This is a genomic window from Tumebacillus algifaecis, assembly GCF_002243515.1.
Taxonomy (GTDB): Bacteria; Bacillota; Bacilli; order Tumebacillales; family Tumebacillaceae; genus Tumebacillus_A; species Tumebacillus_A algifaecis.
Genome location: NZ_CP022657.1, coordinates 3160742 through 3185974, shown reverse-complemented (window position 1 = coordinate 3185974; position 25233 = coordinate 3160742). Strand labels below are relative to the sequence as shown.

At 53.4% G+C, this 25233-nt stretch carries 23 protein-coding genes; 16 read left to right on the top strand and 7 right to left on the bottom strand.

Annotated features, from left to right (window positions below; translation table 11 throughout):
- Nucleotides 1-21 precede the first annotated feature (21 nt).
- On the top strand, nt 22-420 hold the full coding sequence (gene erpA, locus CIG75_RS13615; RefSeq protein WP_265415084.1) for an iron-sulfur cluster insertion protein ErpA: 399 nt from the start codon (nt 22-24) through the stop codon (nt 418-420).
- Nucleotides 421-475: 55 nt separating this feature from the next.
- On the opposite strand, the gene tpx is transcribed toward erpA, so the two are convergent.
- The 4 genes from tpx to CIG75_RS13595 all read right to left on the bottom strand — a co-directional run bounded on the left by tpx (nt 476) and on the right by CIG75_RS13595 (nt 3641).
- Entirely contained in the window at nt 476-994 is a 519-nt protein-coding gene (tpx, locus tag CIG75_RS13610; protein ID WP_094237129.1) for a thiol peroxidase, read from the bottom strand.
- 92 nt (nt 995-1086) lie between these two features.
- Nucleotides 1087-1857, bottom strand: coding sequence for an elongation factor P 5-aminopentanone reductase (gene ymfI / locus CIG75_RS13605; RefSeq protein ID WP_094237128.1), 771 nt, complete (start codon nt 1855-1857; stop codon nt 1087-1089).
- A 50-nt stretch (nt 1858-1907) separates the two neighbouring features.
- Complete coding sequence (locus tag CIG75_RS13600) at nt 1908-2708, bottom strand: alpha/beta fold hydrolase (protein ID WP_094237127.1); 801 nt, start codon at nt 2706-2708, stop codon at nt 1908-1910.
- A gap of 15 nt (nt 2709-2723) precedes the next feature.
- A complete protein-coding gene (locus CIG75_RS13595) occupies nt 2724-3641 on the bottom strand; it encodes a hypothetical protein (RefSeq protein ID WP_157729552.1) in 918 nt (305 codons plus the stop codon).
- 101 nt (nt 3642-3742) lie between these two features.
- On the opposite strand from CIG75_RS13595, the gene CIG75_RS13590 reads away from it, so the two are divergent.
- The 5 genes from CIG75_RS13590 to CIG75_RS13570 are packed head-to-tail and all read left to right on the top strand — an operon-like array spanning nt 3743 to nt 8706.
- The gene (locus CIG75_RS13590) at nt 3743-5086 is read left to right on the top strand and encodes an acetyl-CoA carboxylase biotin carboxylase subunit (RefSeq protein WP_094237125.1); all 1344 of its coding nucleotides are present in this window, start codon (nt 3743-3745) and stop codon (nt 5084-5086) included.
- A gap of 31 nt (nt 5087-5117) precedes the next feature.
- On the top strand, nt 5118-5333 hold the full coding sequence (locus CIG75_RS13585; RefSeq protein WP_094237124.1) for an acetyl-CoA carboxylase biotin carboxyl carrier protein subunit: 216 nt from the start codon (nt 5118-5120) through the stop codon (nt 5331-5333).
- Between the two features lie 49 nt (nt 5334-5382).
- Nucleotides 5383-6297, top strand: a complete 915-nt coding sequence (locus tag CIG75_RS13580; RefSeq protein WP_094237123.1) for a hydroxymethylglutaryl-CoA lyase — start codon at nt 5383-5385, stop codon at nt 6295-6297.
- Nucleotides 6298-6317: 20 nt separating this feature from the next.
- Nucleotides 6318-7151, top strand: a complete 834-nt coding sequence (locus CIG75_RS13575) for an enoyl-CoA hydratase (RefSeq protein WP_094237122.1) — start codon at nt 6318-6320, stop codon at nt 7149-7151.
- Between the two features lie 25 nt (nt 7152-7176).
- Nucleotides 7177-8706, top strand: a complete 1530-nt coding sequence (locus CIG75_RS13570) for an acyl-CoA carboxylase subunit beta (protein ID WP_094237121.1) — start codon at nt 7177-7179, stop codon at nt 8704-8706.
- Between the two features lie 47 nt (nt 8707-8753).
- Here the strand turns inward: CIG75_RS13570 and CIG75_RS13565 are convergent, their stop codons facing one another.
- The gene (locus CIG75_RS13565; RefSeq protein ID WP_094237120.1) at nt 8754-10394 is read right to left on the bottom strand and encodes a peptide ABC transporter substrate-binding protein; all 1641 of its coding nucleotides are present in this window, start codon (nt 10392-10394) and stop codon (nt 8754-8756) included.
- A 192-nt stretch (nt 10395-10586) separates the two neighbouring features.
- On the opposite strand from CIG75_RS13565, the gene CIG75_RS13560 reads away from it, so the two are divergent.
- The gene (locus tag CIG75_RS13560; protein ID WP_157729551.1) at nt 10587-11552 is read left to right on the top strand and encodes a ketopantoate reductase family protein; all 966 of its coding nucleotides are present in this window, start codon (nt 10587-10589) and stop codon (nt 11550-11552) included.
- 310 nt (nt 11553-11862) lie between these two features.
- Here CIG75_RS13560 and CIG75_RS13555 read toward each other — a convergent pair whose 3' ends face one another.
- Nucleotides 11863-13053, bottom strand: a complete 1191-nt coding sequence (locus CIG75_RS13555) for a GNAT family N-acetyltransferase (protein WP_094237118.1) — start codon at nt 13051-13053, stop codon at nt 11863-11865.
- A 240-nt stretch (nt 13054-13293) separates the two neighbouring features.
- Here CIG75_RS13555 and CIG75_RS13550 point away from each other — a divergent pair, with 240 nt between their 5' ends.
- The gene (locus CIG75_RS13550; RefSeq protein WP_094237117.1) at nt 13294-14277 is read left to right on the top strand and encodes a hypothetical protein; all 984 of its coding nucleotides are present in this window, start codon (nt 13294-13296) and stop codon (nt 14275-14277) included.
- Between the two features lie 22 nt (nt 14278-14299).
- On the opposite strand, the gene CIG75_RS13545 is transcribed toward CIG75_RS13550, so the two are convergent.
- The gene (locus CIG75_RS13545; RefSeq protein WP_094237116.1) at nt 14300-14650 is read right to left on the bottom strand and encodes a winged helix-turn-helix transcriptional regulator; all 351 of its coding nucleotides are present in this window, start codon (nt 14648-14650) and stop codon (nt 14300-14302) included.
- Between the two features lie 147 nt (nt 14651-14797).
- On the opposite strand from CIG75_RS13545, the gene namA reads away from it, so the two are divergent.
- The 8 genes from namA to CIG75_RS13505 all read left to right on the top strand — a co-directional run bounded on the left by namA (nt 14798) and on the right by CIG75_RS13505 (nt 25203).
- On the top strand, nt 14798-15817 hold the full coding sequence (namA, locus tag CIG75_RS13540; RefSeq protein ID WP_094237115.1) for an NADPH dehydrogenase NamA: 1020 nt from the start codon (nt 14798-14800) through the stop codon (nt 15815-15817).
- 275 nt (nt 15818-16092) lie between these two features.
- Complete coding sequence (gene mraZ / locus CIG75_RS13535) at nt 16093-16524, top strand: division/cell wall cluster transcriptional repressor MraZ (RefSeq protein ID WP_094237114.1); 432 nt, start codon at nt 16093-16095, stop codon at nt 16522-16524.
- Between the two features lie 46 nt (nt 16525-16570).
- Nucleotides 16571-17518: a 16S rRNA (cytosine(1402)-N(4))-methyltransferase RsmH gene (gene rsmH / locus CIG75_RS13530; RefSeq protein WP_094237113.1), complete on the top strand. Its 948-nt coding sequence runs from the start codon at nt 16571-16573 to the stop codon at nt 17516-17518.
- A gap of 37 nt (nt 17519-17555) precedes the next feature.
- The gene (locus tag CIG75_RS13525; RefSeq protein WP_094237112.1) at nt 17556-17948 is read left to right on the top strand and encodes a cell division protein FtsL; all 393 of its coding nucleotides are present in this window, start codon (nt 17556-17558) and stop codon (nt 17946-17948) included.
- Nucleotides 17948-20179, top strand: a complete 2232-nt coding sequence (locus CIG75_RS13520) for a penicillin-binding transpeptidase domain-containing protein (RefSeq protein WP_094237111.1) — start codon at nt 17948-17950, stop codon at nt 20177-20179. Before CIG75_RS13525 ends, CIG75_RS13520 begins: the two co-directional genes overlap by 1 nt.
- A gap of 136 nt (nt 20180-20315) precedes the next feature.
- A complete protein-coding gene (locus tag CIG75_RS13515) occupies nt 20316-22253 on the top strand; it encodes a stage V sporulation protein D (protein ID WP_456119753.1) in 1938 nt (645 codons plus the stop codon).
- Nucleotides 22254-22339: 86 nt separating this feature from the next.
- Nucleotides 22340-23818 (top strand): UDP-N-acetylmuramoyl-L-alanyl-D-glutamate--2,6-diaminopimelate ligase, encoded by a 1479-nt coding sequence (locus CIG75_RS13510; RefSeq protein WP_094237110.1) that lies wholly within the window; start codon nt 22340-22342, stop codon nt 23816-23818.
- Nucleotides 23815-25203 (top strand): UDP-N-acetylmuramoyl-tripeptide--D-alanyl-D-alanine ligase, encoded by a 1389-nt coding sequence (locus CIG75_RS13505; protein WP_094237109.1) that lies wholly within the window; start codon nt 23815-23817, stop codon nt 25201-25203. Before CIG75_RS13510 ends, CIG75_RS13505 begins: the two co-directional genes overlap by 4 nt.
- Nucleotides 25204-25233 lie beyond the last annotated feature (30 nt).

The following is a 25233-nucleotide window of genomic DNA, read 5'->3' as shown; positions in this document are numbered from 1 at the left end:
AAACTGTACATTTGCTCGCATATCGGGTATGCTGGAGAGGTATTATTAGTAGAGGAGGTGAGTCACATGGTAACCTTGACCGAATCTGCAGCAGAGAAGGTATCTGCCCTGCTGGCTCAGAAAGACAACCCTGAACTGGCACTGCGCGTCTTCATCAAGTCTGGCGGCTGCTCTGGCTTCAGCTATGGCATGGCGCTTGACGAGAAGAAGGACAATGACGCTCTGTACGAGTTGAACGGCGTTAAGGTAGTGGTCGATGAGATGAGCGGCCAGTACCTCCAAGGTGCAGTTGTGGACTATGTAGATTCTTTGATGGGCGCAGGTTTCAAGATTGAGAACCCGAACGCTGCTTCGACTTGTGGTTGCGGTTCTTCTTTCCGCACTGCTGGCGACGCTGGCAAACCGGGCGCTTGTTCCTAATCCATTGCATGAAAAAACAGCACTCCCTCGGGAGTGCTGTTTTTGTTTGTGCTACTTATTTCGCAGCTTTTGCAGCTTCGATTGCAGCTTCATAGTTCGGGTGGTTGGTCACTTCGGAAACGTATTCAACGTGGACGATTTTATCGTTGGAATCGACAACGAATACTGCGCGAGCGAGCAGGCGCAGTTCTTTGATCACAACGCCATATGCCAAACCGAAGGACAGGTCGCGATGGTCAGACACAGTTTGTACCTTATCGATGCCAGCAGCACCGCACCAACGGCCTTGTGCAAACGGCAGATCGACCGAAACGGTCAGGATGGTGGTGTTGGTCAGGTCTGCTGCAGCTTCGTTAAAACGGCGGGTTTGCGCGTCGCATACGCCAGTGTCTACAGACGGGACGACCGAGATGATGCGAACGGTGCCTTTCGACTCATCGAGCGTCACCGGGGTCAGGTTATTTGCCAATACGGTAAAGTTCGGAGCTTGGTCGCCTACTTTAACTTCGGTGCCTTGCAGGGTTACCGGGTTGTTTTTAAAGGTGATGCCTTGACGTTCAGTTGCAGTGGTCATCAGTGAAGAACCTCCTCGATCTCTTTTTTTATATGTACCAGATACTATCATACCCGAAATGGCCCAAATGTTCACCCATTCCCAGCTTAAAATTAGGTGACAAGTCCACCGTTTGGTGAAATCACTTGTCCTGTGATGAACGAGGAAGATGGCAACGCTAAAAAGCGCACAACAGAGGCGATATCCTGTGGTGTTCCAAGGCGACCGACCGGAGTTTCGTCGGCGATGCGAGCCAGGTCTTCGGCGCTCAGATGGGCGAGCATGTCGGTCATCACAGCACCTGGTGCAACGCAGTTGACGGTGATGCCGGAGGGGCCGACCTCTTTGGCCAGCGCTTTGGAAAAGGAGATGATCCCGCCTTTGCTGGCCGAGTAAGGAACTTCAAAAGAACCACCAGTCATGCCCCAGATCGAGGACAGGTTGATGATCCGACCATATTGTTTGGAGACCATGTGTGGCAAGACCGCTTTGGCACACAAAAATGGTGCGCGCAGGTTGGCGTTCATCATCTCGTCCCATTCTTCCACAGTGGTATCGAGCAAGAGGCCCGTCTTGGCGATGCCAGCATTGTTGACCAAAATTTGTGGTGCGCCAAAATTGACACAGGTCGCTTCGATCAGATAGGCGGCCTGATCCGGATCGCTGAGATCCGCTTGTACAGCGATGGCGTTCACGTCCGCACGGCGGCAGGACTCGACCGTTTCCAGCGCAGCCGCGGCAGAATTTTTATAATTGACCACGAGGTTTGCACCCGCTTCAGCCAGCGCGATGGCGATCGCGCGCCCGATTCCACGGGAGGCGCCCGTCACGATGGCATTGGCGCCTGCCAGTGGCCGAGAGTCGGGATAAGAATGGGTGTTCATCGGCAGCACTTCCTTTGCTACGAAATTCGTACCACCGATTGTACCACACTTTAGTGGAAGTGCAGCGTTGGGTCGAGCGGCAGTTCGATGCGCAGCACATACTCTTGCAGCAACGAGTTGAATTGATCCTTTGCCCTTGTCGCCACCGAATGGTTGACCCCTTCGATCATCGCAAGCTCTGCACAGTCCATCTCTGTGGAGAATTGCTCGGCATACGCTTTGGTGGCCCGATCTTTCGAGCCGTTGATCAGCAGGACGGGACATCGGATGTTGGCGACTTCGTGCATGCTCAAGAATCGTTCGGAAGCTTCGATGATGCGCAGCGTCTCTGCTGGTACGGCTCGTTTGGCGATGCGGTAGAAAAAGCCGCGTTGAACGACGTTGTGCGCATTGTTTTGTGCGACCGAATAGGCGATCAGTTTGTGCAATTTGGCTTGGATCAGCCATTTGGAAAAATTGTTTTTCATCATCATCGCAATGCCTTGCACTTTTGCAAACGCTCCGATCAAGCAAAGACCTGCGACCATCTCAGGATGGTCGAGGGTGAACTGTTCGGCGATCAACGTGCCTGTGGAGTAGCCGACGAGAAAGGCTTTCTCGATCTTTAGATGGCGACAGAGGGCGTGCAAGTCTTCGCTCAGATCACCGATTTCGATCGGACCGCGCGAAATGCCGGTGCCGCCATGACCGCGGATGTCGTAGGTGATGACTGTGAAATTTTTTTTAAACACGGGGACTTGACCCAGCCAGTTTTGATGATTGAGGCCAAGCCCATGAATGAAGATCATCGGAAATCCAGCGCCGATGATCGTATAGTAATGTGAGATTTCATCATGTTCAAAACGGGGCATCGCTACATCCCCCTTTTATTTCAAATGATCTGGCGGTTGTGAGTTGTCCTGTGCTCGTGTCGCAGGGTCGTATAGATCGTAGTTGCCAAGCCCGATGTTCGGATCGATCCAGTTGATGGGTGACAAAGGGGCGACCGGATCAAGTGCATACCCATCTTGAGCACGGCGTGGTCGGGCGTTCTGTTCGGTCGGGTAGCGAGGGAACTGCGGGAACTGCGCAGTTCCATACCCGGTGTCAGCAAGCGGCAGGTATTGCTGATTGGGTAGGTCATGCAAAATCTGTAGGGACTGTGGAATCTCCTGCGTCTTGGGTCGCAGTTCATGGTCCGTTGCCTCTTGCCGGGCCACATACCTCACCTCAGCGTCGGCGGGGATGTAACGCACTTCCACTTCCGGCAATTCGCGATCTGCTTCGGTCGCGACGGTCATGCGTGTGACTTTGCCGCCGTGTTGTTCCATGATATTGGCAGCGTAGTCAGCTTCCTCGTCCGAATACGTGTCAACCGCGATGAAGAACGCTCCGCTTTTCGCATCGGTGCTCTCCGATTCTCGGGTCGTCTCCGCTTGCTCTGTTTGGCGATCTGCCCCCATCTGGGCGCGTAAATAGTGCCCGACCGTCTCCCCGACCGCTTGCCCGGCCATCGGACCGCCCGTCAGCACTGGGCCTAAGCCTGGTACGAGCAGCGCGACCGCCCCTAGAGCAATGCCGCCGATCTCCGACACGCTCTCCACCATGCTCTCCTCATCCTGCGCACCACGAATTTCAAAATTTTCGTCAGAATGCCCTTGAATGGACGTTGATTCTTCTGCCTTTTGACCGGGGGTGGCAGCCATGATTGAAATTCTTCCTGCAAAATAAGGAGTCAAGTCCTTGACGCAATCATGAACAGTTGTATACGATTGAAAATGAGTGATGATTCGTTCATTTTTCATTTCCTGATCACCTCTTCATGCGGTAGGTTTCCCATAGCGGTGGACAACTACACATACAATGAAGTCGTAACCGAACGGATAGGATTAAAGGAGGCATCCCGATGTTTCGAAAAATTTTGATCGCCAACCGCGGCGAAATTGCTTGTCGTATCATCCGTACCTGCAAGCTGCAAGGCATTCAAACGGTTGCTATCTATTCGGAAGCGGACGCTGAAGCTCCGCATGTCAAAATGGCGGACGAAGCGTTTCTCGTCGGTGAACCGCCAGTTGCCAAAAGCTATCTGAACGTTGACCGTATCTTGGAAATCTGCAAAGAGACAGGTGTGGAAGCGATCCACCCAGGCTACGGTCTGCTGTCAGAAAACACTGGATTTGCTAAGCGCGCTGAAGAAGCGGGCATCACCTTCATCGGTCCGTCTGTACAAGCGATTGCTGCGATGGGGTCGAAGATCGAATCGCGCAAAGCGATGGAGCAGGCTGGCGTTCCAGTCGTGCCAGGGATCACCCGACCGCTCGTTGACGAAGAAGAAGGCGTGGCGGTCGCGCAGGAAATCGGCTATCCGATCATGTTGAAAGCATCGGGTGGCGGCGGCGGAATCGGCATGCAGGTTTGCCACTCTGATGAAGAGCTGCGCAAAGCGTATGCGGGCAATCAAAACCGAGCCAAGCAATTTTTCGGCGATGATGCCATGTATATCGAAAAGTTTGTCGAGGAACCGCGCCATGTTGAAGTGCAGATTCTCGCCGATAAAAACGGCAACACCGTTTACTTGTGGGAGCGCGAATGCTCCATTCAGCGCCGCCATCAAAAAGTGGTGGAAGAAGCCCCGTCTCCTTTCCTCGACGCAGCGTTGCGTCAAAAGATGGGGGAAGCGGCCGTTCGCGCCGCCAAGTCGATCGGCTACAGCAATGCGGGCACGATCGAATTTTTGGTCGATAAGCATCGCAATTTCTACTTCCTCGAGATGAACACCCGTCTGCAAGTCGAGCATCCGATCACTGAGGAGATCACCGGACTCGATCTTGTAGCCGAACAATTGCGCATCGCCTATGGGGAAACGCTTGGCTATACGCAAGACGATATCAAATTGGACGGTCACGCGATCGAAGTGCGCATCTATGCGGAAGATCCGAAGACCTTTTTCCCAAGCCCTGGGCAGATCACCCGTTTCGAAACGCCGCAGTTCGACTTTGTGCGCAACGAACTGGCTGTCGGACCAGAATCAAAAGTCACTCCGTTCTACGACCCGATGATCGCAAAACTGATCGTCAAAGGGCAAGACCGTAGCGAAGCGATCTCCAGAATGCAACAGGCGCTGGAGCATTATCATGTCGAAGGCATCAAGACAAACATCCCGATGCTCCGTGAAGTGATGGCGCATGAAGCGTTCCACGCCGGGGATACGACGACCGATTTTGTGGCAAAACACATTCAGAAAAAATAATCAGGGCACGGAAGCCTAGGAGGATCTTACAATGACAGAAATCACAGCAAGCATGGCAGGAAACGTTTGGAAAGTTCTTGTAAAAGCGGGCGACACCGTAGAGGAAGGGCAAGATGTTGTGATCTTGGAATCGATGAAAATGGAAATTCCGATCGCAGCCGACTTTGGCGGCACCGTCGTAGAAGTGAAATGTGAAGAGGGCAGCTTTGTGAACGAAGGCGACGTGCTTGTCGTCGTTGAAGACTAATTGTTCGATTCCGAATACGCCTTTGCCGGGTAGAAAGGTGTGACTTTTCATGAGTAAAAACTGGCCGGCCTCCGTCACGATCAAAGAAGTGGGACCGCGTGACGGTCTGCAAAACGAAAAGGGTATCGTGAAAACGGAAGACAAGATCGCTTGGATCAACCACCTGAGCCAAACCGGTCTTCAGCACATCGAAATCACCTCGTTCGTCAATCCCAAATGGATACCGGCGCTGGCCGACGCCCTTGAAGTGGCACAAGGCATCACCCGGGTAGAAGGTGTGACCTACTCGGCGCTGGTGCCGAACATGCGCGGCTTAGAAGGTGCATTGCAGGCCAATCTCGATGAAGTGGCCGTCTTCATGTCTTCCACCGAGATGCACAACAAAAAGAACATCAACAAAAGCATCGACGAGACGTTTCCGGTGCTCAAAGAAGTGGTCGATGAGGCTCTTAAAGCTGGCAAAATCGTCCGCGGCTACCTATCCACCGTCTTCGGATGTCCCTATGAAGGGGTAACCGATGTGAAACAGGTGGTCTACGTTTCGGAAAAGCTGTTGGAGATGGGCATTCATGAGCTGTCTCTCGGCGACACGATCGGCGTGGCCAACCCGCGTCAAGTGCAGGAAGTGTTGGACGTGCTGCTGAAGACGATTCCGAAAGACAAGTTGGCGATGCATTTCCATGACACGCGCGGCACGGCGATGGCCAATGTCCTCGCGTCGCTTGAAATGGGCATCACCACGTTTGACGGCGCACTGGGAGGCTTAGGCGGCTGTCCGTACGCACCGGGCGCATCGGGCAATCTGGCCACCGATGACCTGCTGTACATGCTGCATGGAATGGGCATCAAGACGGGTGTGAACAGCGACAAGCTGCTGGAAGCGGCGCAACTGATCCAAAGCAAGATCGGACGACCGTTGCCGAGCCATGCTTTGCAGGCGGTGTCTGCCGTTTGTGAATCGTAAGGAACGGGGGAGGAGAACACATGCCATTTGATCCAATCATCCGCAACTTCCGCGAAACGCCATTGGCCGAAGACCGCAAAGGGCTGGTGCAAACGGAATTTAGCGATGGCATCGCGACCGTCACGTTGAACCGTCCGGAAGCGGCGAACGCGTTTTCAGTCGAGATGCTGGAACAGTTCATCGACGCGCTCTACAGCTTGAAGTTCGACCCGGAGGTGCGTGTGGTCATCATCACTGCCGCCGGAGAAAAAGCGTTTTGTGCAGGTGCCGACCTGATCCAGCGCGGGCAGATGGATATGGCGCAAGCTCGCCAGCATATCAACCTGATCCGATCGGCCGTCAATGAGGTGGAAGCGCTTCCGCAGCCGACGATCGCAGCGATCAACGGCGTGGCGTTTGGCGGCGGAACCGAGCTGCTGTTGGCGGTGGACATTCGCGTGGCTGTACAGAGTGCTAAGTTCGGTCTGACCGAAACGGCGCTGGCGATCATCCCAGGCGCAGGTGGCACCCAGCGTCTGCCGCGCCTGATCGGTGTGGCGAAGGCGAAAGAGCTGATTTTGACCGCCCGCAGGATCGATGCATCGGAAGCGGAGCAGATCGGACTCGTCAACTATGTGGTAGCGCAGGAAGAGCTGTTGAACAAAGCGCATGAACTCGCCCGCGAAATCACGAAAAACGGCCCGCTCGCCGTGCGTCAAGCGAAACTTGCGATCAACAAAGGGATCGAAGTGGATCTTGCTACCGGACTTGCCATCGAGCAGAACGCGTATGAAGTGATCATGCCGACGCAAGACCGTTTGGAAGGTTTGAAAGCGTTTAAGGAAAAACGCCCGCCGGTCTACAAAGGCGAGTAATTGGCCGCAAGGAGGAGAAACAAGGATGTCCTTTGATAAAACGTTGCAAGAGCGTCTGGAGAAAATCCAGCAAGGCGGCGCTCCGAAATATCATGAGAAAAATGCTGAGCAGGGCAAACTGTTTGTCCGCGATCGTCTGCGCTTGCTATTCGATGATGAATTTGTGATCGAAGATGGCGCATTCGCAAACTTTATGGCAGGCGACCTGCCAGCCGACGGCGTCGTCACCTGCCTTGGTCGCATCCATGGCCGTACGGTCGCTGTGATGGCGAATGACTCGACCGTAAAAGCAGGCTCTTGGGGCTCGCGCACCGTGGAGAAAATCATCCGCATCCAAGAGACGGCCGAAAAGATGAACATTCCGATGATCTACTTGGTGGACTCTGCAGGCGCACGGATCACCGATCAGATCGAAATGTTCCCAGGTCGTCGTGGGGCAGGTAAAATTTTCTATAACCAAGTTAAGTTCTCAGGTCGCATGCCGCAAATCTGCGTGTTGTTTGGCCCGTCTGCTGCGGGTGGAGCCTACATTCCAGCTTTCTGTGACATCGTGATCATGGTCGATAAAAACGCTTCGATGTACCTCGGTTCTCCGCGCATGGCAGAGATGGTCATCGGTGAAAAAGTGACCTTGGAAGAGATGGGCGGCGCTCGCATGCACTGCCAAATCTCTGGTGTGGGCGACGTGCTGGCGAAGAATGAAGAAGAGGCGATTAAACAAGCACGCCAATATCTGAGCTATTTCCCGCAAAGCTATGCGGAACACCCGCCAGTGGCAGAGGGCAAAGACATCGCCGCGTTTGAGAAAACGCTCGGTGAGATCATCCCGCAAAACCAGAACGCACCGTTCAACATGCTCGAACTGATCAACAGATTGATCGACGAAGGTTCGTGGTTTGAAATCAAGAAGCTGTTTGCGCAGGAGTTGCTCACCGGACTGGCTCGCATCGACGGCAAAGTGGTCGGCATCATCGCCAACCAACCGAAAGTCAAAGGTGGGGTGCTCTTTGTGGACTCCTCCGACAAAGCGGCGAAGTTCATCACTCTATGTGATGCATTTAACATCCCGCTCCTGTTCTTGGCTGACGTTCCGGGCTTCATGATCGGGACCAAAGTCGAGCGCGCTGGCATCATCCGCCACGGTGCAAAGCTGATCTCCGCAATGGCCGAAGCGTCCGTTCCGAAGATTTCGGTCGTTGTTCGCAAAGCGTACGGTGCAGGTCTTTACGCGATGGCAGGCCCTGCTTTCGAACCGGATGCCTGCTTGGCGCTCCCGACCGCGTCGATCGCCGTCATGGGCCCAGAAGCAGCAGTCAACGCGGTCTATGCAAACAAGATCGCAGAATTGCCGGAAGAAGAGCGCGCCGCCTTCATCGAAGCGAAGCGTGAAGAGTATCGCCAAGACATCGATATCTACAAGCTCGCCAGCGAAATGATCATCGACGCTGTTATCGATCCGAACGAGTTGCGCAACGAACTGATTCGCCGCTTTGAACTGTACAGCAGCAAATATGCACCGTTCACCGACCGCAAGCATCCGGTGTATCCGGTTTAAACAGACAGAAAAATCCCCTTCTCGACAGAGAAGGGGATTTGCATTTTTTACTGTTTACCTTCGATATACGTTTCCTTCAGATCATACTCGATCGCAAACGATCTCCAGACGAAGTTCTTCACATACGGTTTGGTCACGTATGCGCGGGAGCGGAAGTTGGTCGGGCCGATCGGCATTTCTTGGATCAGCAGTTTCTCAGCATCTTGGAGGATGTTGATACGACGTTTCGGGTCCGGTTCGGATTGCGCTTTTTTGATCAAGGCATCATACTCCTTGTTGCTCCAGTTGCCGTAGTTGATGCCGCCTCCGGTGGTGAAGAGGTCGAGGAAGGTCATCGGGTCATTGTAGTCGGCGATCCAAACGCCAAGCGAAATGCCATAGTCGTGAGCTTTTTGCTTTTGCAGGCGCAATTTGAACGGAAGCGGTTCGAGGTCCACTTCGATGCCGAGGTTCTTACGCCATTGTTCTTTGATGTATTCCCCCGATTTGCGGCCGATATCGCCTTCGTCAATCATCAGCTTGATTTTCGGGAAGTTGTCCAAGCCAACCTCTTTTAATCCAGCAGCCAACGTATCTTTTGCTTTGGGAGCATTCTCTTTGGATTTCAGCAGGTTGCCCACATTTTTCGCGAAGTCGCCGCCTTGGCCGTCCGAGGTACCAAACGGAGTAAACCCGGTCGGAGCTTTGGAACCGTTGTGGTAGATCACATCAGCGAATGATTCCCAATCCACAGCCCAAGTCAGCGCTTGGCGTACTTTTGCCGATTGGAGCGCTTTCTCGTTTTGGTTGTAAGAAAGGTAGCCTGATGCCAAGTCCGGTTGTTCTACATACCCCGGCTTGCCTTTGTAGTTATCGACATGGTCGCGCAACAGCTGGGCACGATCGACTTGACCCGCTTCATACAGATTGACCGATGCGTTGCTATCTTTGACGATCTGGTAGTTTACTTGCGTCAGTTTAACTTTCTTGGCATCCCAATACGATTCATTTTTTACAAGGACGGCCGATTGCTCGTGCGTCCAATCTTTCATCACAAACGGACCGTTATACAACACTTTATCCGCTTCTGAGCCGTATTTGTCGCCAGCCGCTTCGACAAATTTTTGGTTTTGAGCGAAGAAGGTCGGGAAGGCCATCTGCTCGATGAAGAAGGGTAGCGGATTCTCCAGTTTCACTTCTAGCGTTTTGTCATTGATTGCTTTGACCCCGACATCTTCCGCTTTGCCTTTGCCGTCATTGTAAGCGGTTCCACCCTTGACCCAAGCGACCATAAACGCGTACTGTGCGCCGGTGTCCGGGTTCAAAGTACGCTTCCAGGAATATTCGAAATCATGCGCGGTCACGGGATCGCCATTCGACCATTTGATACCGTCGCGCAGATGGAAGGTGTACGTCAGACCATCTTTGGAAATTTCCCATTTCTTTGCCAAGCCTTCTTCCGCTTTGCCGTTCTTGTCCAAGCGGACAAGACCTTCGTTGACATTGGAGAACAGGGTGAAGGCCAAATTGTCGGTCGCTTTCGATACGTCCATCGTCGGCAACTCATCGCCGAGCACGAGGTTTAGAATTTGCTCTTCTTGCTTCTCTTTGTCTGTCCCACCGGTCTTCTCCGAACTGCTACAGCCAGCCAGCACGCCTGCGAGCATCGAGACGGAAAGCCCGATTGTCAGCCATTTCTTTGTGTTCAATGCACAAACCCCCAATTATTGATACCTAGTATAGTCTCTCTGCTTTTATATATTATAACAATTAATAGTTTCGTTGGCGAGAATTTGTAATTGACCGTTCTTGCTCGCAAAACAGCAGAATAAATTGCGCGGAGCGCTTATTTTGGCTAGCATCAGGGTAAATAGATGAACTGCGAAAGGACTGTGTTGTGGATGAAAATTGCAATTCTCGGCCCAGGTGCAATCGGGCGATTGGTAGGATATTGGTTGGCCTCGGGCGGGCATCAGGTGGTGATGGTGTGCCGTAGAACGGAGCAGGCGGAGCGCTTAGGGCGACAGGGGTTGACCTACGTGGACGCAGCCGGGCAAGAGCACAATCTTCAAGTAGAGGCTGTCTTCGAGGCGGATGATGAGAAGCTGGCGGAGATCGATGGCTTGATCGTGACGGTGAAAAGTTATGACACGGAGGCGGCCGCCCAGCAGATCGCAGCATGGCACGCATCAATTCCGGTGCTGTCTCTGCAAAATGGCTTGGGCAATGCCGAGACGCTGGCCCGCTATCTGGCGCCAAAGCGGATTTCTTTGGCGTTGACCACGCATGGCGCGACAGCAGAAGGGGACACCCGAGTCTGGCATAAAGGGCAAGGGCAGACGGTTGTCGGTGATGTGGAGCGGGGGAGCGGAGCGGCACGCTGGTGGACAGAACTGCTCATGACCTGTGGGCAGTCTGCCCTGTTGTCAGATGACATTTTCACCGAAGTGTGGCGCAAAGCGATGATCAACATCGGCATCAATCCGTTCACGGCACTGCTTGACGTTCGAAACGGCCAACTCGTACAAGAACCGGAAGTGCTACGCTTGATGCAAGCGACTGTGCAAGAGGCGGAGCAGGTGGCACGCGCACAGGGGATCAACTTGCAGGGAAGCTTCGAACGCGTGCTCGAGGTGTGTAAAAACACGGCAGCCAACAGTTCGTCGATGAGGCAAGATCTGCAGAAAGGACGCCGTACGGAGATCGATGCGATGTGCGGTGTGATCGAAGAGATCGCAGAAAAATCGGGCCTTCAAGCCCCCTATAATACTTTCCTGAAAAAAATGGTCAAAAAATGTGAAACAAAATGGATCATACTCTCATCATTACAGTTACAGGGCATGTTCGAGGAGTTCCAAAGAAATTAAACCCGCGATCTTTAGTCATACTCAATTTCTATTTTTAGTAATTCTCAATAAGGAAAAAGAGTCGATATATCACCCTTTATTTCACTTGGATTATACGGTCTAATAATTTTTTGTAGTGGCTATTTACAACCGCTGGAACGAAAGGTATAATGACGGTAGTAAATCGTAAACGTTGCGATTTATAAGTGACCCCAAATTGAGATCGATGAGCCCCTCCGCTTGTCGGTCGCTTTTTTTGTCTAACTTTGCATATTTCATATCCTAGCGAAAAAGTGGCAGGTCTGCTCAGCAGACCTGCCACTTTTGTTTTTTAGAAATAGTCGTGCATCAGCGGTTGATGAACACTAGCCCATAGCTTGTGCAGGAAGGGCAGGACATGCGGATCATGGATCGTTAATTTCCCGAGAAATAATGCCTGTTCGACAGAGAGGTAGCCGTAGAAAATCTGCGTCCAAGTGCCGATATCTGCACTGGCGTCGGCCAATTCATCAGTGGCCGAAACGCTGGCCGTCCCACTCGAGGCAACTGTAAGTTGCCAAGTTCCTTCGTTCCACGGAGCGAATGGGTCGTGCACCTGCAAGCGAGCTGTGCCAGCTTGTGCTTGCGAAGAAGTAACTTGCCAAGCGGTCCTGACATCGACAATGCGGGCCATAAACCAATTGACGCTTTCGGACGTCATTTTTTTCGGATCATGGAGCAGCGAGGGGAGGATCGAGTCGATGTGTGTCTCCCACTCCCAACCTGTGAGCAAATTGTCTTTTTCCAGCAAGGAGAGCAGTCCTTTTTGAGCATCGACGGTGAGTGCGATCAGCTCTTTCACGTCCAGTTTGTTATCTTCCTGTTGGATCAACACGATGTACCCTTGTGCTTCCTCTTGTGCGTCTTGCCAGAGGTAAAGACGCGGCTTCGAACCGCCGAAGGGGTTGTCCACGATTTTTGACCACTCTAGGTCACGACGGCGCAAGAAGCCGTTCTGAGTGCGGGCATAGCGGTCGTAAAGATTTTTCACCGTCGCCAGCTCCGCTTCGTTGCAGCGGACGATGCGACCGCTGTCAGAAGTGGCTGGCTTGGCGAAGATCTTCGGTTGGAACGGGGATTTGAACAAGCGTTTCTCGCAGCAAAACGCATAGCCGAATTTACGATAAAACTCGTACATGCTTGGGTGCAGACAACTGACTGGCACAGCGTTGTCTTTCATTTCCTGTAGCATGGCGCTCAGCAGTTCGCGGACATATCCTTGACCGCGTTCCTCGATGCGGGTGGCGACCGAAGCGACACCGCCCATCGACAGGGCTTGACCGTGCAGATATTGGGTAAAAGGGAACAATCGTCCCGTCGCTTTCATCTCATCGTTCACAAACACGCAACGCGTTTCGTGCAAATCGGTCAAATGCCGATTCTTCAACGCTTGCTCCGGGGAGAGCATGTGATACGATTCAGCACGGATGTAGCAAAACGTTTCCCATTCATGCTCTGCAATCTGGCGCACTTCAAGATGCATGGAAATCCCACCTTTCTGGTTGTACTTCACTATTTTCTTTGTCTGGTAGAGATTACCTGCTAGAAAAACAAACACCGATCCGAGTTAGGCTGATCGGTGTGGTGCTGACCGCATGTCGAAGGGGAGCACCGACTGGACGCTTGCATGGAGCACAGGGCGGAGAGAATTTGAAATAATATTGCCAAATGAAACGTTTTGTGTAAAATTACACTATATGAATCATTTTGGAGGTGTTGGCAAGTGCAAACCATGTGGCTGCGCAGTGCCGGTTTTGATTTGAGTTGGTTGATCGTGCCGATCGTGGGGGTGCTGTTGTTGCTTCCGCTCGATGCCGCTTCCCAAGAGGTGATCGCAGCAGTGGCGCTGGGGTCGCTGTTGTTGTCAGGGGTGCACATTGGGACGAATTGGACGCTGTTGTTTCGTGACGGGACGTTTTTCCGGTACGACCGGATGCGCTATGTGCACATGGGCTGGCTGATCATCTTAGGGTCGGTGGCGCTGTCGGCGTGGAATCTGTCCTTGTTCATGTCGGTCTACGTCTATTGGGGGTTGTGGCATTTTGCCCGTCAGCATTGGGGCATCGCCATGTTGTATAAAGCAAAGGTGGGGAAAGGGAGCAAGGCCGAATATCAAGGGGATAAGGTGCTTGTACATCTTCTTCTTTTTTTGCCGCTGTTGATTCAGTTTGCAAGGCCGGGGGCGTTCGGTTTCTACACGATCGAGCTCTACCGTTTTCATCTGCCGGAGCAGGCAGCCTTCCTGCTTACGATCTTGTATGGCATCACGCTGACCGTTTGGCTGCTCTATGCGGGTTGGCGTTGGCTGAACGGGACGCTGAATCGACCTGCATTTTGGACGATGCTGTCGGCGGTGGTCGCATTTTTTGTGATCTACTTTTTCACAGAGAGCTTTTTGCTGATGTATGCACTGATCTCCATTCCACACTCCTTGCAATACATCGGGCTGGCTCTTCATTATCACGACGGGAAGAACAAGCGGATCAAAGGGTGGTCCAAAGTCAAACAAACCCGCTTTTTCATCGGCTATTGGGGATTTACTGTGCTCTACACACTGCTCGCTGTCGTGCTGGTCAAGGTGAACGAGCAATTTCATTCGCCCTTGATCTATGGGTTGCTCGGCCTGACAATCTTCCACTTTTGGGTGGAACTGTTCTCATGGCGACCGCGGCACAATCCAGAATTGCGAGCGTCGCTCGGTCTTTAATACAGCAAAACCCCCTCAGTCATCAAGATGACGAGGGGGTTTTGGCATCTTCTTTGCAACGGTTGGCGTAGTGCTCTGCGCCCCAAGTGCGCAGGGCATCCAACACGGAGGACAGCGTCTTGCCGCTCTCCGTCAGGGTGTATTCGACGCGCGGTGGAATCTCCGGATACAGCGTCCGGTCGATGATCCCGTGCTCTTCTAATTCTTTCAGTCGTTCGGTCAGCAACTTCGATGAGATCGGTAGGCTGGACGCGATTTCGGAAAAGCGTTTTTTGCCGTCAAATAGTTCGCGGATGATTAGCACAGTCCACTTTTTGCCGATAATACCGAGTGTCACTTCGATTGGGCAGCATTGATTCTCCTGCTGTGCCATCGCTCCCCACCTTCTTTTTGTGTAGTATGTCAACTATTATAGCATGAAACGTCCAACAGTATCTAAAAAATCGTTACTTTACTTAGAAAAGTTATTTTGCTATTGTGGTGATTGGAAACAAACACCACCCAGAGAGGGGTTTGGCAAATGGCAGGTTTGTTTGACTCGTTTACTTTAAAAGGTCTGGAATTGAAAAATAGAATTATGATGTCGCCGATGTGTCAGTATCAGGCGAAAGATGATGGCACGGTGACAGACTGGCACTTTGTCCACTACGGAGCACGCGCCATCGGTGGAGTTGGTCTGGTGATGGTCGAAGCGGCTGGCGTGGAAGCGCGCGGTCGGATTTCGACCGCTGATGTGGGCATCTATTCGGATGATCACATTCCGGGCCTTGCTCGCATTGTCGAGTTTTGCAAACTTCATGGTGCCAAGACGGCGATCCAACTCGCACATGCGGGCACCAAGGCAGAAACGCCGGAGCCGAATGTGGCCCCGTCCGCATTTACTCACTTCGACAATTACAAAACGCCACAGGAACTGACGATCGCAGAGATTGCGGAGATCGTCGAAGCGTTTAAGCAAGCGGCGATTCGCGCGCAAAAGGCGGGCTTTGACACGGTGGAACTTCATGGGGCGCACGGCTACCTGATCAACCAATTCTTGTCGCCGCTGACCAACAAGCGGACCGACGAATATGGTGGCTCGTTTGAAAACCGCGTCCGTTTCCCCTTGCAGGTGATTCGTGCGGTGAAGGAGGTCCTTCCAGCCGACATGCCGCTTTTGATGCGCGTCTCCGCTTCTGAATACTCGGAGGACGGCTATTCAATGGCCGAGATGATCGAGATGGTCAAACTGTTTAAAGAAGCAGGTGTCGATCTGGTCGATGTGTCGTCCGGCGGATCATTGCCGCTGCCGCCGCCAGCCATTTATCCTGGCTACCAATTGCAATATGCCGAAGAGATCAAAAAGGGTGCGGACATCCCGACGATCGCTGTCGGTCTGCTCCATCATCCGCAGTTGATGGAAGAGGCGATTCAAAACGGCCGCGCCGATCTGATCGCCGTGGGCCGTGAACTGCTGCGCAACCCGCATTTTGCCAAAACGGCAGCGATCGCGTTGGGGGCACAATTGGAACTGCCCAACGTCTATAAGCGGGCGTTCTAACGATTGAATCGAAGTGGTGAGCAGTGAGGGAGATGTGTAACACCCTCCACTTCTCACCACTTTTTTGCTATTCGGAGGCGTGTTCATAAAACTACAGTCACAGAATACGAATCTATGTTCGTGAGTCCAGGGAATCATTTTAGTTAGGAATTAAGAAAAGTAGTCCTTTCAACAGTTTAAGTGGCAGGATTTCTATTTAGTGGACAGAATAACACTCGATGTGGTGGAAAGTGGGGGAAAGTGGAGCACCTTTCCGTAAAGTGGGTGAATTGGACATGTTCATGGGTGAATTTCAACACAGCATCGACGAAAAAGGACGACTGATCATCCCGGCCAAATTCCGGGACGACCTTGGTGCGTCTTTTGTGGTCACCCGCGGCTTGGACAATTGCCTGTTTGTATACCCCAGAAGCGAGTGGGAGACGATAGAGTCGAAGTTGAAAAGTCTTCCATTTACGAGGGCGGATGCACGCGCCTTTTCTCGATTTTTCTTTTCCGGAGCGACGGAGTGCGACTTGGACAAACAAGGACGCGCCAACATCCCGAACAATTTGCGCGAGTACGCGAAGCTACATCGCGACTGCGTGGTGATCGGGGTTTCGGGAAGAGTGGAAATCTGGGCTAAGGAAGTGTGGGACGAATACACACTGCATGCAGCCGATACTTTCGGGGAAATTGCGGAAAAACTTGTAGACTTAGACCTGTAATCACAACACATCACCATTGCGAAGACTAGAGGTGGAAAACAACCCCATGCCAAAAGAAACCACATTTCATCATGTTTCCGTATTTGCCAATGAGGCTGTGGAGGCTCTGATTCCGGAGCCAGATCATATCTATGTAGACTGCACGCTCGGCGGAGCAGGACACTCGGGGCGCATCTTGCAGGCCAGTTCGCCGACCGGCCGCCTGATCGCGATCGACCAAGACTTGACCGCCATTGAAAACGCCAAAAAAGTGCTGGCTGCGTACGAAGGCCGCTTTACGATCGTCCACTCCAATTTTCGCCGATTAGAGGAGATCGTAGCTGAGCAAGGCCTGTCGGGCGTAGATGGAGTGCTTTTTGATCTTGGCGTATCTTCGCCGCAACTGGACGAGGGCGAGCGTGGGTTCTCTTACCAACACGATGCACCGCTTGACATGCGAATGGATAAAACACAGCCGTTCACTGCGTACGATCTGGTGAACACGTATAGCCAGGAAGAACTGGCCAAAATTTTGTTTGAGTATGCGGAAGAAAAGTGGTCGAAGCGCATCGCCGAATTTATTGTGCGTGAAAGAGCAAATGGATCGATCAATACGACCGGGCAATTGGTTGACATCATCAAGGCGGCGATCCCGGCCGCAGCGCGCAGGGAAGGGCCACACCCCGCGAAACGGACGTTTCAAGCGATCCGCATCGCGGTAAACGATGAGCTGAACGTCTTCGCCGAGGCGATTCAGCAAGCGATCCGGGTACTGAATCCGGGTGGACGCGTGGCGATTATCACCTTCCATTCTTTGGAGGACCGCATTGCCAAACTGGCCTTGCAGGAAGCGGCGAAAGGTTGTATCTGTCCGCCGCAGTTGCCGATTTGCCAGTGTAGCAACGAGCCGAAGGTGCGATTGGTCACCCGCAAGCCGATCATGCCGTCTGAGGAAGAACTGGCGTCAAACCCAAGGGCACGTTCCGCCAAATTGCGCATCGCCGAGAAACTCTAACGGGCTTATTGGGAGCAGAGAGAAGGGAGATTTTACGATGTCGATGTACCGGGATAATCTTGCACGCCCCTTGCCGAAACAGCAAGAGGCGGTTCCCTATCAACAACCGCAAAGAACGGGAGCAGCCCCCCGCTCGGAAAAGTCGAAACAGGAAGCGAAAGAAAAATTGAAGTGGCTGGGCACGATCTTGGTCTGCATCATCATCGCTCTCGGGCTGGTCTCCCGCTATGCGTCGATGGTCTCGCTCAACTATGAAGTCGAGCGGCAAAAGCTCGAACTGCAGTCGCATCAGGATGACAGGCTCAAATTGGAGCAGCAGACGCTCGAGCTGGAATCGCCGGAGCGCATCAAAAGCTATGCTTCGAACAAGCTCGGGATGAAATCGGTGGAAGATAAGAACCTGATCATTCTGCCGGGGAGCCAAAACTAATGAGTGAGCGCGTGTTCAAGAAACGGGTACGGGTGCTGGGATTTTTTCTTTTTGTCGGTCTCTTTGCGCTCGCGCTGCGGTTGATGTACATTCAGGTGGCGCAGGCTGAGAGATTGTCAGCTTTGGCGCAAGAGTGGATCGTCGCTGAAGTGGACATTCCTGGGACACGCGGCACGATCTATGACCGCGAAGGCCAAAAGTTGGCTTTTACCGGGGTGGCGTATGAGATCAGCGTCTCGGTTGATCCGAAGGCGATGAAAGATTGGGCAGAAACGCCAGAGATGTACGCACAATTTCTCGCGCCGCTCGTCGAGATGACCGAGTCCGAGATCATGAAGCACATCGATCCGGCCCACTATGCGCACCTCACCGGGAAAGAGGCAAGAAAAGCGGTCGGCATCGGCCCCAAGGGAATGAAAGTGGACTCGTCGGTTCATGAGAAAATCGAGGAGATGCACGAGCAAAACAAAATGCGTGGCATCAATACGATCCGCAAAGACATTCGCCGCTATCCGAACGGGAATTTTGCCGCTCATGTGCTCGGCTATTTCGGGATCAACGATCAGTCGAACGACGAACAAGGACTCGCTGGCGTGGAATCGGTTTACAACGACAAGCTGACAGGTAAACCAGGCAAAATGGTTTTATATACTGACCGCGAAGGCAATCCGCTTCCCAACTATAAGCCGGAAGTGACCAAAAAAGCGGTAGATGGCGAAGATCTGGTGTTGACAATCGATTCGACGATCCAGCATTTTGTGGAAGAAGAACTGGACAACATCGTCAACAAATATGGACCGAAGCACGCCTCGATCATCGTGGCCGACCCGAACAACGGTGAGATATTGGCACTGGGGAATCGTCCGCACTACAACCCGGCCGAGTATGCCAAAGCAGAGTCGGAGTCGTTGTGGAACAACTGGGCGTTGCGCTCGTTCGAACCTGGTTCGACGTTTAAGTCGTTCGTGCTGACCGCAGCGCTTGCGGAGCACAAAGTTGATTTAAACGAAAAGTTCCAATCGGGCTACATCGACGTGGGTGGAGCCATCATCAAGGATTGGAATGGGTACGGATGGGGACCGATCTCCTACCGTGAAGGGGTGTACAACTCTTCGAACGTGGGCTTTGTCAAGATCGGGCAAAAGCTTGGTAAAGAATTGCTGTACGACCATCTCTATAAGTTTGGCTTCGACAAACGCACAGGTATCGACCTGCCTGGCGAGGAGCAATCGACCTTGTTTAAGGTGGGCGAGATGCGCGAGTCCGACTTGGCCTCGACCTCGTTTGGACAAGGGATCTCGGTCACGCCGATGCAACAGGTGGCCGCGATGATGGCGATCGCCAACGGCGGAAAAATCTATCAGCCGCACATGGTCAAAGAGTTCCGCGACCAATCGACAGGTGAGACGCTGAGTGAAGTCAAGCCGAAAGTGATGTCGAAAATTGCCAATGAAGAAGTGTTGAGCACCGTGCGTGAAGTCATGGAAGAGACGATCACAAAAGAGGAGATGGCTCACGGCTACATCAAAGGGTATCATGTTGCGGGCAAAACGGGGACGGCACAAGTGCCAAAGCCGGACCGCACCGGGTATCTGGACGATGGTTCTTACCGCCTGTCCTTTATCGGATTCGCACCGGCCGACAAGCCGAGATTTTTGATCTTTGTGACGGTTGACCAGCCGACGCGGAATGCGCCGAATCTGTACGGTTCTTTCATCGCCGAGCCTTCTGCCAAAACGGTGTTGGAAAACGCTTTGCGCTACTATCAAGTTCCTGCCGACCCGAACGACCTAGGCTCGGGCCGTCAAGGTGCGGAAGGGCAGGAGCAGCCTGTGGCAACGTCAGCACCGAAAGCGTTTGTCGATGTGCCCGACTTTGTTGGCGTGACACCAGACGGTGCTGAGAAGATCGCAGAAGGTCACAAGCTGCGGGTGGATCGCGTCGGCGAAGGGCCGAAGGTGACCGGACAATGGCCGGACGCTGGAAGCGGACAGGTGCCGGAAGGAGCCGGAATCAAATTGTACTTCGGACCGGAAGGCAGCGCGGAGGGCAAGGTGAAACTGCCTGACCTGACGGGCTTGTCATTGCGGGAAGCGATTGAAACGCTGGCCTTGTTGCAGCTTCAGATCGACCCGGCCGGAAGCGGATATGTAACGAAACAGGAAGTGGCGCCCGGAACGCTCGTCCCGGTTGGCACGCCTGTCAAGATAACACTTTCCCCGCAGTCTTGACGCTGCGGGGTTTTTATGTTGAGATGAACAAGTTGTGACGCTTTGGACAATGTGTACTTGTCTGATATCCTGCCGCATAACGTTGGTAATGGTTGTACTTAATTACCGATGTGTATGCAAAAGGAGGCGTCCTAGTTTGCGAGTGTCCAACGTGATGATACGTAAGCGACTCGTGATCGTGCTGATGGCTTTGGCCGCCGTGTTTCTCGCTTTGGTAGGTCGTCTCGGCTACGTCCAGATGATTCAGGCGCCTTGGCTGACCGAGCAGGCAGAAGACCTTTGGCGACGGAACATCCCGGTCGAACCGAAGCGTGGTGTGATCACCGACCGCAACGGCGAGGTGCTCGCCTACAACGGCAGCGCGCCGACCATCGTCGTGATTCCTTCACAGGTGAAAGACAAGCCAGGCACGGCCAAACAGTTGGCCCCGGTGTTAGACATGACTTATGAAAAAGTGCTGAAAACGATTTCCAAGCGTACGTTGCTCGTCTATCTTGCGCCGGGCGGTCGGAAGATCACCGAAGAAAAAGCACGCCAAGTGCGCGCCTTGAATCTTGAAGGTGTCCATGTGACCGAAGAGGGCAAGCGCTACTATCCGTTTGATGGACTAGCCGCGCATATTCTCGGATTCGCCGGTGTGGATAACCAAGGTCTGACCGGACTTGAGCGCTGGTATGATGATCGCTTGAAAGGGGAACGGGGCCGCATCTCATTTTTCGCGAACGCCAAAGGGCAGGAGATGCCGCAGGAAAATGATGAGTATGTCGCACCGAAAAATGGAGAGAAACTTGTGACTACCATCGATGCGGAGATTCAGACGTTTGTCGAACGCGAGATGGAGAATGTGGTCGCGCAATACAATCCAGACGAAGCGATGATGATCGTTGCCGATCCGAAAACAGGTGAAATTTTGGCGCTGGCCAATTATCCCAATTTCAAACCGGCAAGCTACCGCAGCTACCCGCAAGAGACGTACAACCGCAACTTGGCGATCTGGAAAAACTTTGAGCCGGGTTCGACATTTAAGATCGTCACGCTTGCTGCAGCACTGGAAGAGAAGAAGATTTCGCTTACCGACTCCTTCTATGACCCCGGTTATTATGAAGTGGCAGGCCACAAGATCCGCTGTTGGAAAGCGGGCGGTCACGGCAGTGAGACGATGCTCGATGTGGTCGAGAACTCCTGCAACCCTGGCTTCATGCTGATGGGGGAGAAACTGGGCAAGGAGACGCTGTTCAGCTATATTGATAAGTTCGGCTTTGGTAAAAAATCGGGCATCGAGCTGCCCGGTGAAGGAAAAGGCGTCATGTTCAACCTGAAAAATGTAGGTCCGCTGGAACTTGCGACCACTTCTTTTGGTCAAGGTGTGGCAGTGACGCCGATCCAGCAGGTGATGGCCGTCTCTGCGATCGCCAACGGCGGCAAACTGATGAAGCCGCAAGTGGTCAAAGAGTGGCGTGACCCGGACTCGGATCAAGTGATCGAAAAGATGGAGCCGGAAGTGGTGCGCCGCGTCGTGTCGGAAAATACGGCGAAGCAGGTGCGCGAATCGTTAGAATCGGTCGTTGCCCGCGGTTCCGGTAAAAACGCCTATTTAGAAGGCTTTCGCGTCGGCGGCAAGACCGGGACGGCGCAAGTTGCAGAAAACGGCGCTTATAAATCGGGCCATTACATCGTATCCTTTATCGGGATGGCTCCCGTTGACAATCCGCGCCTCGTCGCCTACGTCGCGATCAACAACCCGAAAGCACCGCTCGTCTTCGGAGGGATCATCGCAGCGCCTGTCGTTGGCAATGTTCTCGCCGACTCCTTGCACTACCTTGGAGTCAAACCGAGCACCGCAGGACTGAAGCGCGAATACATGTACACCGACATCAAACCGATCGAAGTTCCGCCGATCGCCGGCATGACGGTGAAGGAAGCACAAAAGGAAATGTACGGCTCCGGCCTGCAACTGAAAGTGGAAACGACGGGCAAAGGCGACTACATTGTCGAACAACAACCGCATGCGGGGGCGAAAGTGCCGCCAGGTTCGACGGTACGGCTGTACTTATCGGATAAACCGTCTCCCTGAGCCTTGTGCTTAGGGAGTGGTTTGGTTAATAATGAGAGTGTTTGAGAAACGAGTTCTATTTTTGGCAAGTAAGAGGAGGAACCCTGGTGAGGCTCAGCGAGTTGATCACTCCGATCTTAATCAAGCGCGTCATCAATCAGGATGATGTTGAAATAACGCATATGACGGCCGATTCCCGCCAAGTGCGGCCGGGCAGTTTGTTTATCGCACTGCGCGGCTATACGGTTGACGGCCATGATTTTGTAACAGGCGCGGTGGCGGCGGGGGCTACTGCCGTCGTCGTCGAACAAGCGATCGAGGGGCTCTCAGCACCGCAAATCGTCGTCCAGGACACACGGGCGGCGAGTGCGGTGCTTGCGTCCGTTTTCTATCGTCACCCGTCGCAAGCGATGAAAGTGATCGGTGTGACCGGAACCAACGGCAAGACGACGACCACCTTTTTGATCGATCAGATCCTGCGTGATGCCGGAAAGAAGACCGGCGTGATTGGAACGATCATGGCAAAGATCGGCGACACGAAAATCCCGATGGAAAACACGACCCCCGATGTGGCCGATTTGCAGGAGTTGTTCCATCGCATGCACGAAGTGGGGACTGAGTATCCGATCACCGAAGTATCCTCCCATGCGCTCGATTTGAAGCGGACGGCGGGCACCGACTATCACATCGCCATCTTCACCAACTTGACGCAGGATCATCTTGATTTCCACGGCACGATGGAACAGTATCGCCATGCAAAAGCCAAGCTGTTCGCACGCCTTGGCAACACCTATTCGAGCGAGGCACATGGCAACAAAGTGGCGGTGCTCAATGCGGACGATGAAGCGACAGCCTACTTCCGCGATGTGACGACTGCTCAAGTGGTCACCTATGGCATCGAGCAGGCGGCCGATGTGCGTGCCGTCGATGTGCAAGTGGAAGCGAGCGGTGTGTCGTTTACGGTGGAGAGCGTGTTTGGAGTTGAACGCTTCAACTTGCAATTGACTGGCAAGTTTAATGTATACAACGCGCTATCTGCGATGACCGCTTGTTTGGTGGAGGGAATTCCATTCGCTTCTATTAAGAAATCGCTGGAGTCGATCGCAAGTGTTGACGGACGATTTGAAACGGTGCAGGCCGGTCAAGATTTTACGGTGATCGTCGATTATTCGCACACGCCCGATTCGCTGGAGAATGCGATGAAGACGGTGCGCGAGTTTGCCAAGCGCAAGGTGTATTGCGTCGTCGGATGCGGCGGTGACCGCGATCGCAGCAAGCGACCGCTGATGGCACAGATCGCCGTGCGATATGCAGATCTCGCCGTGCTCACGTCAGACAATCCGCGCACGGAAGACCCAGAGCTGATCTTGGATGATATGGAAGCGGGCGTGCGGAATGCGCAAGATCGGTATGTGCGGATCACGGACCGCAGGCAAGCGATTCGATATGCGGTGGAACAAGCCGAGGCGGGAGATGTGATCATGATCGCAGGCAAAGGTCATGAAACCTATCAGATCATCGGCAAGACCAAAATTCATTTTGATGATCGGGAAGTGGCCAGCCAGGCCATTCGAGGTGAAGCATGATCGTAAAACAGATCGTTGAGATTGCAAGAATGGCAGAAGGACAACTGCTCCGCGATGCGTCGGATCTTATTGTTCGGGGTGTTTCGACCGACACGCGCAAGGATATGACAGGGATGCTGTTCGTTCCGCTGGTCGGCGAGCGCTTTGACGCACATGATTTTCTGGCACAGGCGGAGGCGCAAGGTGCTGTCGCCGCTTTGTGGCAGCAGGATCATCCGCAGCCCGAAACGACGTTGGCGTTGATTCTGGTTGATGACACGCTGGTCGCTTTGCAGCGCTTGGCGGCCGCCTACCGCAGCACATTGCCAGTGCGTGTGATCGGAATTACGGGCAGCAACGGCAAAACCTCGACGAAAGATATGATTTCATCCGTTGTCGCGGAAGCCTTTAAAGTGCAAAAAACGCTCGGCAATTTGAACAATCACATCGGTCTGCCGCTGATGATTCTGGCTTTGGAAGAGGATACCGAAGTCGCTGTTCTCGAGATGGGCATGAACCATGCAGGCGAGATCGAACTGCTCGCCAAACTGGCTGCACCAGAGCTTGGCGTGATCACCAACATCGGTGAAGCTCACATTGAGTACCTTGGATCGCGTGAGGGCATCGCCGATGCGAAGTGCGAGCTGATTGAGCAACTGCCCACTGGTGGAACTGCGATCCTGTTCGGTGATGAGCCACTGCTTCGAGAGCGGGCGGGGAAGACGCAGGCCAAGCAAGTCTGGTTTGGATTTCATGCCACGAATGATGTACAGGCGGTCGAGGTGGAAAATCTCGGTGTGCACGGCTCTCGTTTTTCCGTGCGCGGGGATGACACCCGCTATGAGTTGCCTGTGATGGGCCAACACCAATTGGGCAATGCGCTGGCGGCTGTCGCAGTCGGGCGCGTGCTTGGCATGACCGGAGCGAAGATCAAAGCCGGGCTTGCGAAAGCGACGCTCACCGCACGTCGATTGGAAGTGAAACAGGCGCGGCTCGGAGGAACGGTGATCGACGATGCCTACAATTCGTCGCCGACTTCACTGCGAGCAGCGTTGCGGATGTTTGCGGAAATGCCTGGCGGTTTTAAGGTGGCCGTGCTTGGGGGCATGCTGGAATTGGGGCCGGACTCGGCGCGTATGCATCAAGAGATCGGTGCAGAGCTCGCTGGCTTGCCGCTTCAGCAACTGGTCTGTGTCGGTGAATTGGCAGCGGACATCGCCAAAGGCGCGCGTGACAATGGATATCCATCGCATCAAATCTATCAAGCCGAGAACAACCAAGCGGCTGTCGCTTATGTGGAAGATGTACTGCGCCAACAGGCTGATGGAACGGGCGGCGGGGCGATCGTGCTTGTCAAATCGTCGCTTGGCATGAAGTTTGTAGAAATCGTACGCGCTTTAGTCTGAGCGACGAACGAAGATTTGTCTTTGAAGGTA

What these genes read in the sequence shown, in the direction of transcription:
- CIG75_RS13580 (WP_094237123.1), top strand. Translation starts at nt 5,383, where the DNA reads ATGAGTAAAAACTGGCCGGCCTCCGTCACGATCAAAGAAGTGGGACCG.
- CIG75_RS13555 (WP_094237118.1), bottom strand. Translation starts at nt 13,053, where the DNA reads ATGCATCTTGAAGTGCGCCAGATTGCAGAGCATGAATGGGAAACGTTT.
- CIG75_RS13520 (WP_094237111.1), top strand. Translation starts at nt 17,948, where the DNA reads ATGAGTGAGCGCGTGTTCAAGAAACGGGTACGGGTGCTGGGATTTTTT.
- CIG75_RS13525 (WP_094237112.1), top strand. Translation starts at nt 17,556, where the DNA reads ATGTCGATGTACCGGGATAATCTTGCACGCCCCTTGCCGAAACAGCAA.
- CIG75_RS13545 (WP_094237116.1), bottom strand. Translation starts at nt 14,650, where the DNA reads ATGGCACAGCAGGAGAATCAATGCTGCCCAATCGAAGTGACACTCGGT.
- mraZ (WP_094237114.1), top strand. Translation starts at nt 16,093, where the DNA reads ATGTTCATGGGTGAATTTCAACACAGCATCGACGAAAAAGGACGACTG.
- CIG75_RS13575 (WP_094237122.1), top strand. Translation starts at nt 6,318, where the DNA reads ATGCCATTTGATCCAATCATCCGCAACTTCCGCGAAACGCCATTGGCC.
- CIG75_RS13590 (WP_094237125.1), top strand. Translation starts at nt 3,743, where the DNA reads ATGTTTCGAAAAATTTTGATCGCCAACCGCGGCGAAATTGCTTGTCGT.
- ymfI (WP_094237128.1), bottom strand. Translation starts at nt 1,857, where the DNA reads ATGAACACCCATTCTTATCCCGACTCTCGGCCACTGGCAGGCGCCAAT.
- CIG75_RS13570 (WP_094237121.1), top strand. Translation starts at nt 7,177, where the DNA reads ATGTCCTTTGATAAAACGTTGCAAGAGCGTCTGGAGAAAATCCAGCAA.
- CIG75_RS13505 (WP_094237109.1), top strand. Translation starts at nt 23,815, where the DNA reads ATGATCGTAAAACAGATCGTTGAGATTGCAAGAATGGCAGAAGGACAA.
- CIG75_RS13600 (WP_094237127.1), bottom strand. Translation starts at nt 2,708, where the DNA reads ATGCCCCGTTTTGAACATGATGAAATCTCACATTACTATACGATCATC.
- rsmH (WP_094237113.1), top strand. Translation starts at nt 16,571, where the DNA reads ATGCCAAAAGAAACCACATTTCATCATGTTTCCGTATTTGCCAATGAG.
- CIG75_RS13585 (WP_094237124.1), top strand. Translation starts at nt 5,118, where the DNA reads ATGACAGAAATCACAGCAAGCATGGCAGGAAACGTTTGGAAAGTTCTT.
- CIG75_RS13560 (WP_157729551.1), top strand. Translation starts at nt 10,587, where the DNA reads ATGAAAATTGCAATTCTCGGCCCAGGTGCAATCGGGCGATTGGTAGGA.
- CIG75_RS13595 (WP_157729552.1), bottom strand. Translation starts at nt 3,641, where the DNA reads ATGAAAAATGAACGAATCATCACTCATTTTCAATCGTATACAACTGTT.
- namA (WP_094237115.1), top strand. Translation starts at nt 14,798, where the DNA reads ATGGCAGGTTTGTTTGACTCGTTTACTTTAAAAGGTCTGGAATTGAAA.
- tpx (WP_094237129.1), bottom strand. Translation starts at nt 994, where the DNA reads ATGACCACTGCAACTGAACGTCAAGGCATCACCTTTAAAAACAACCCG.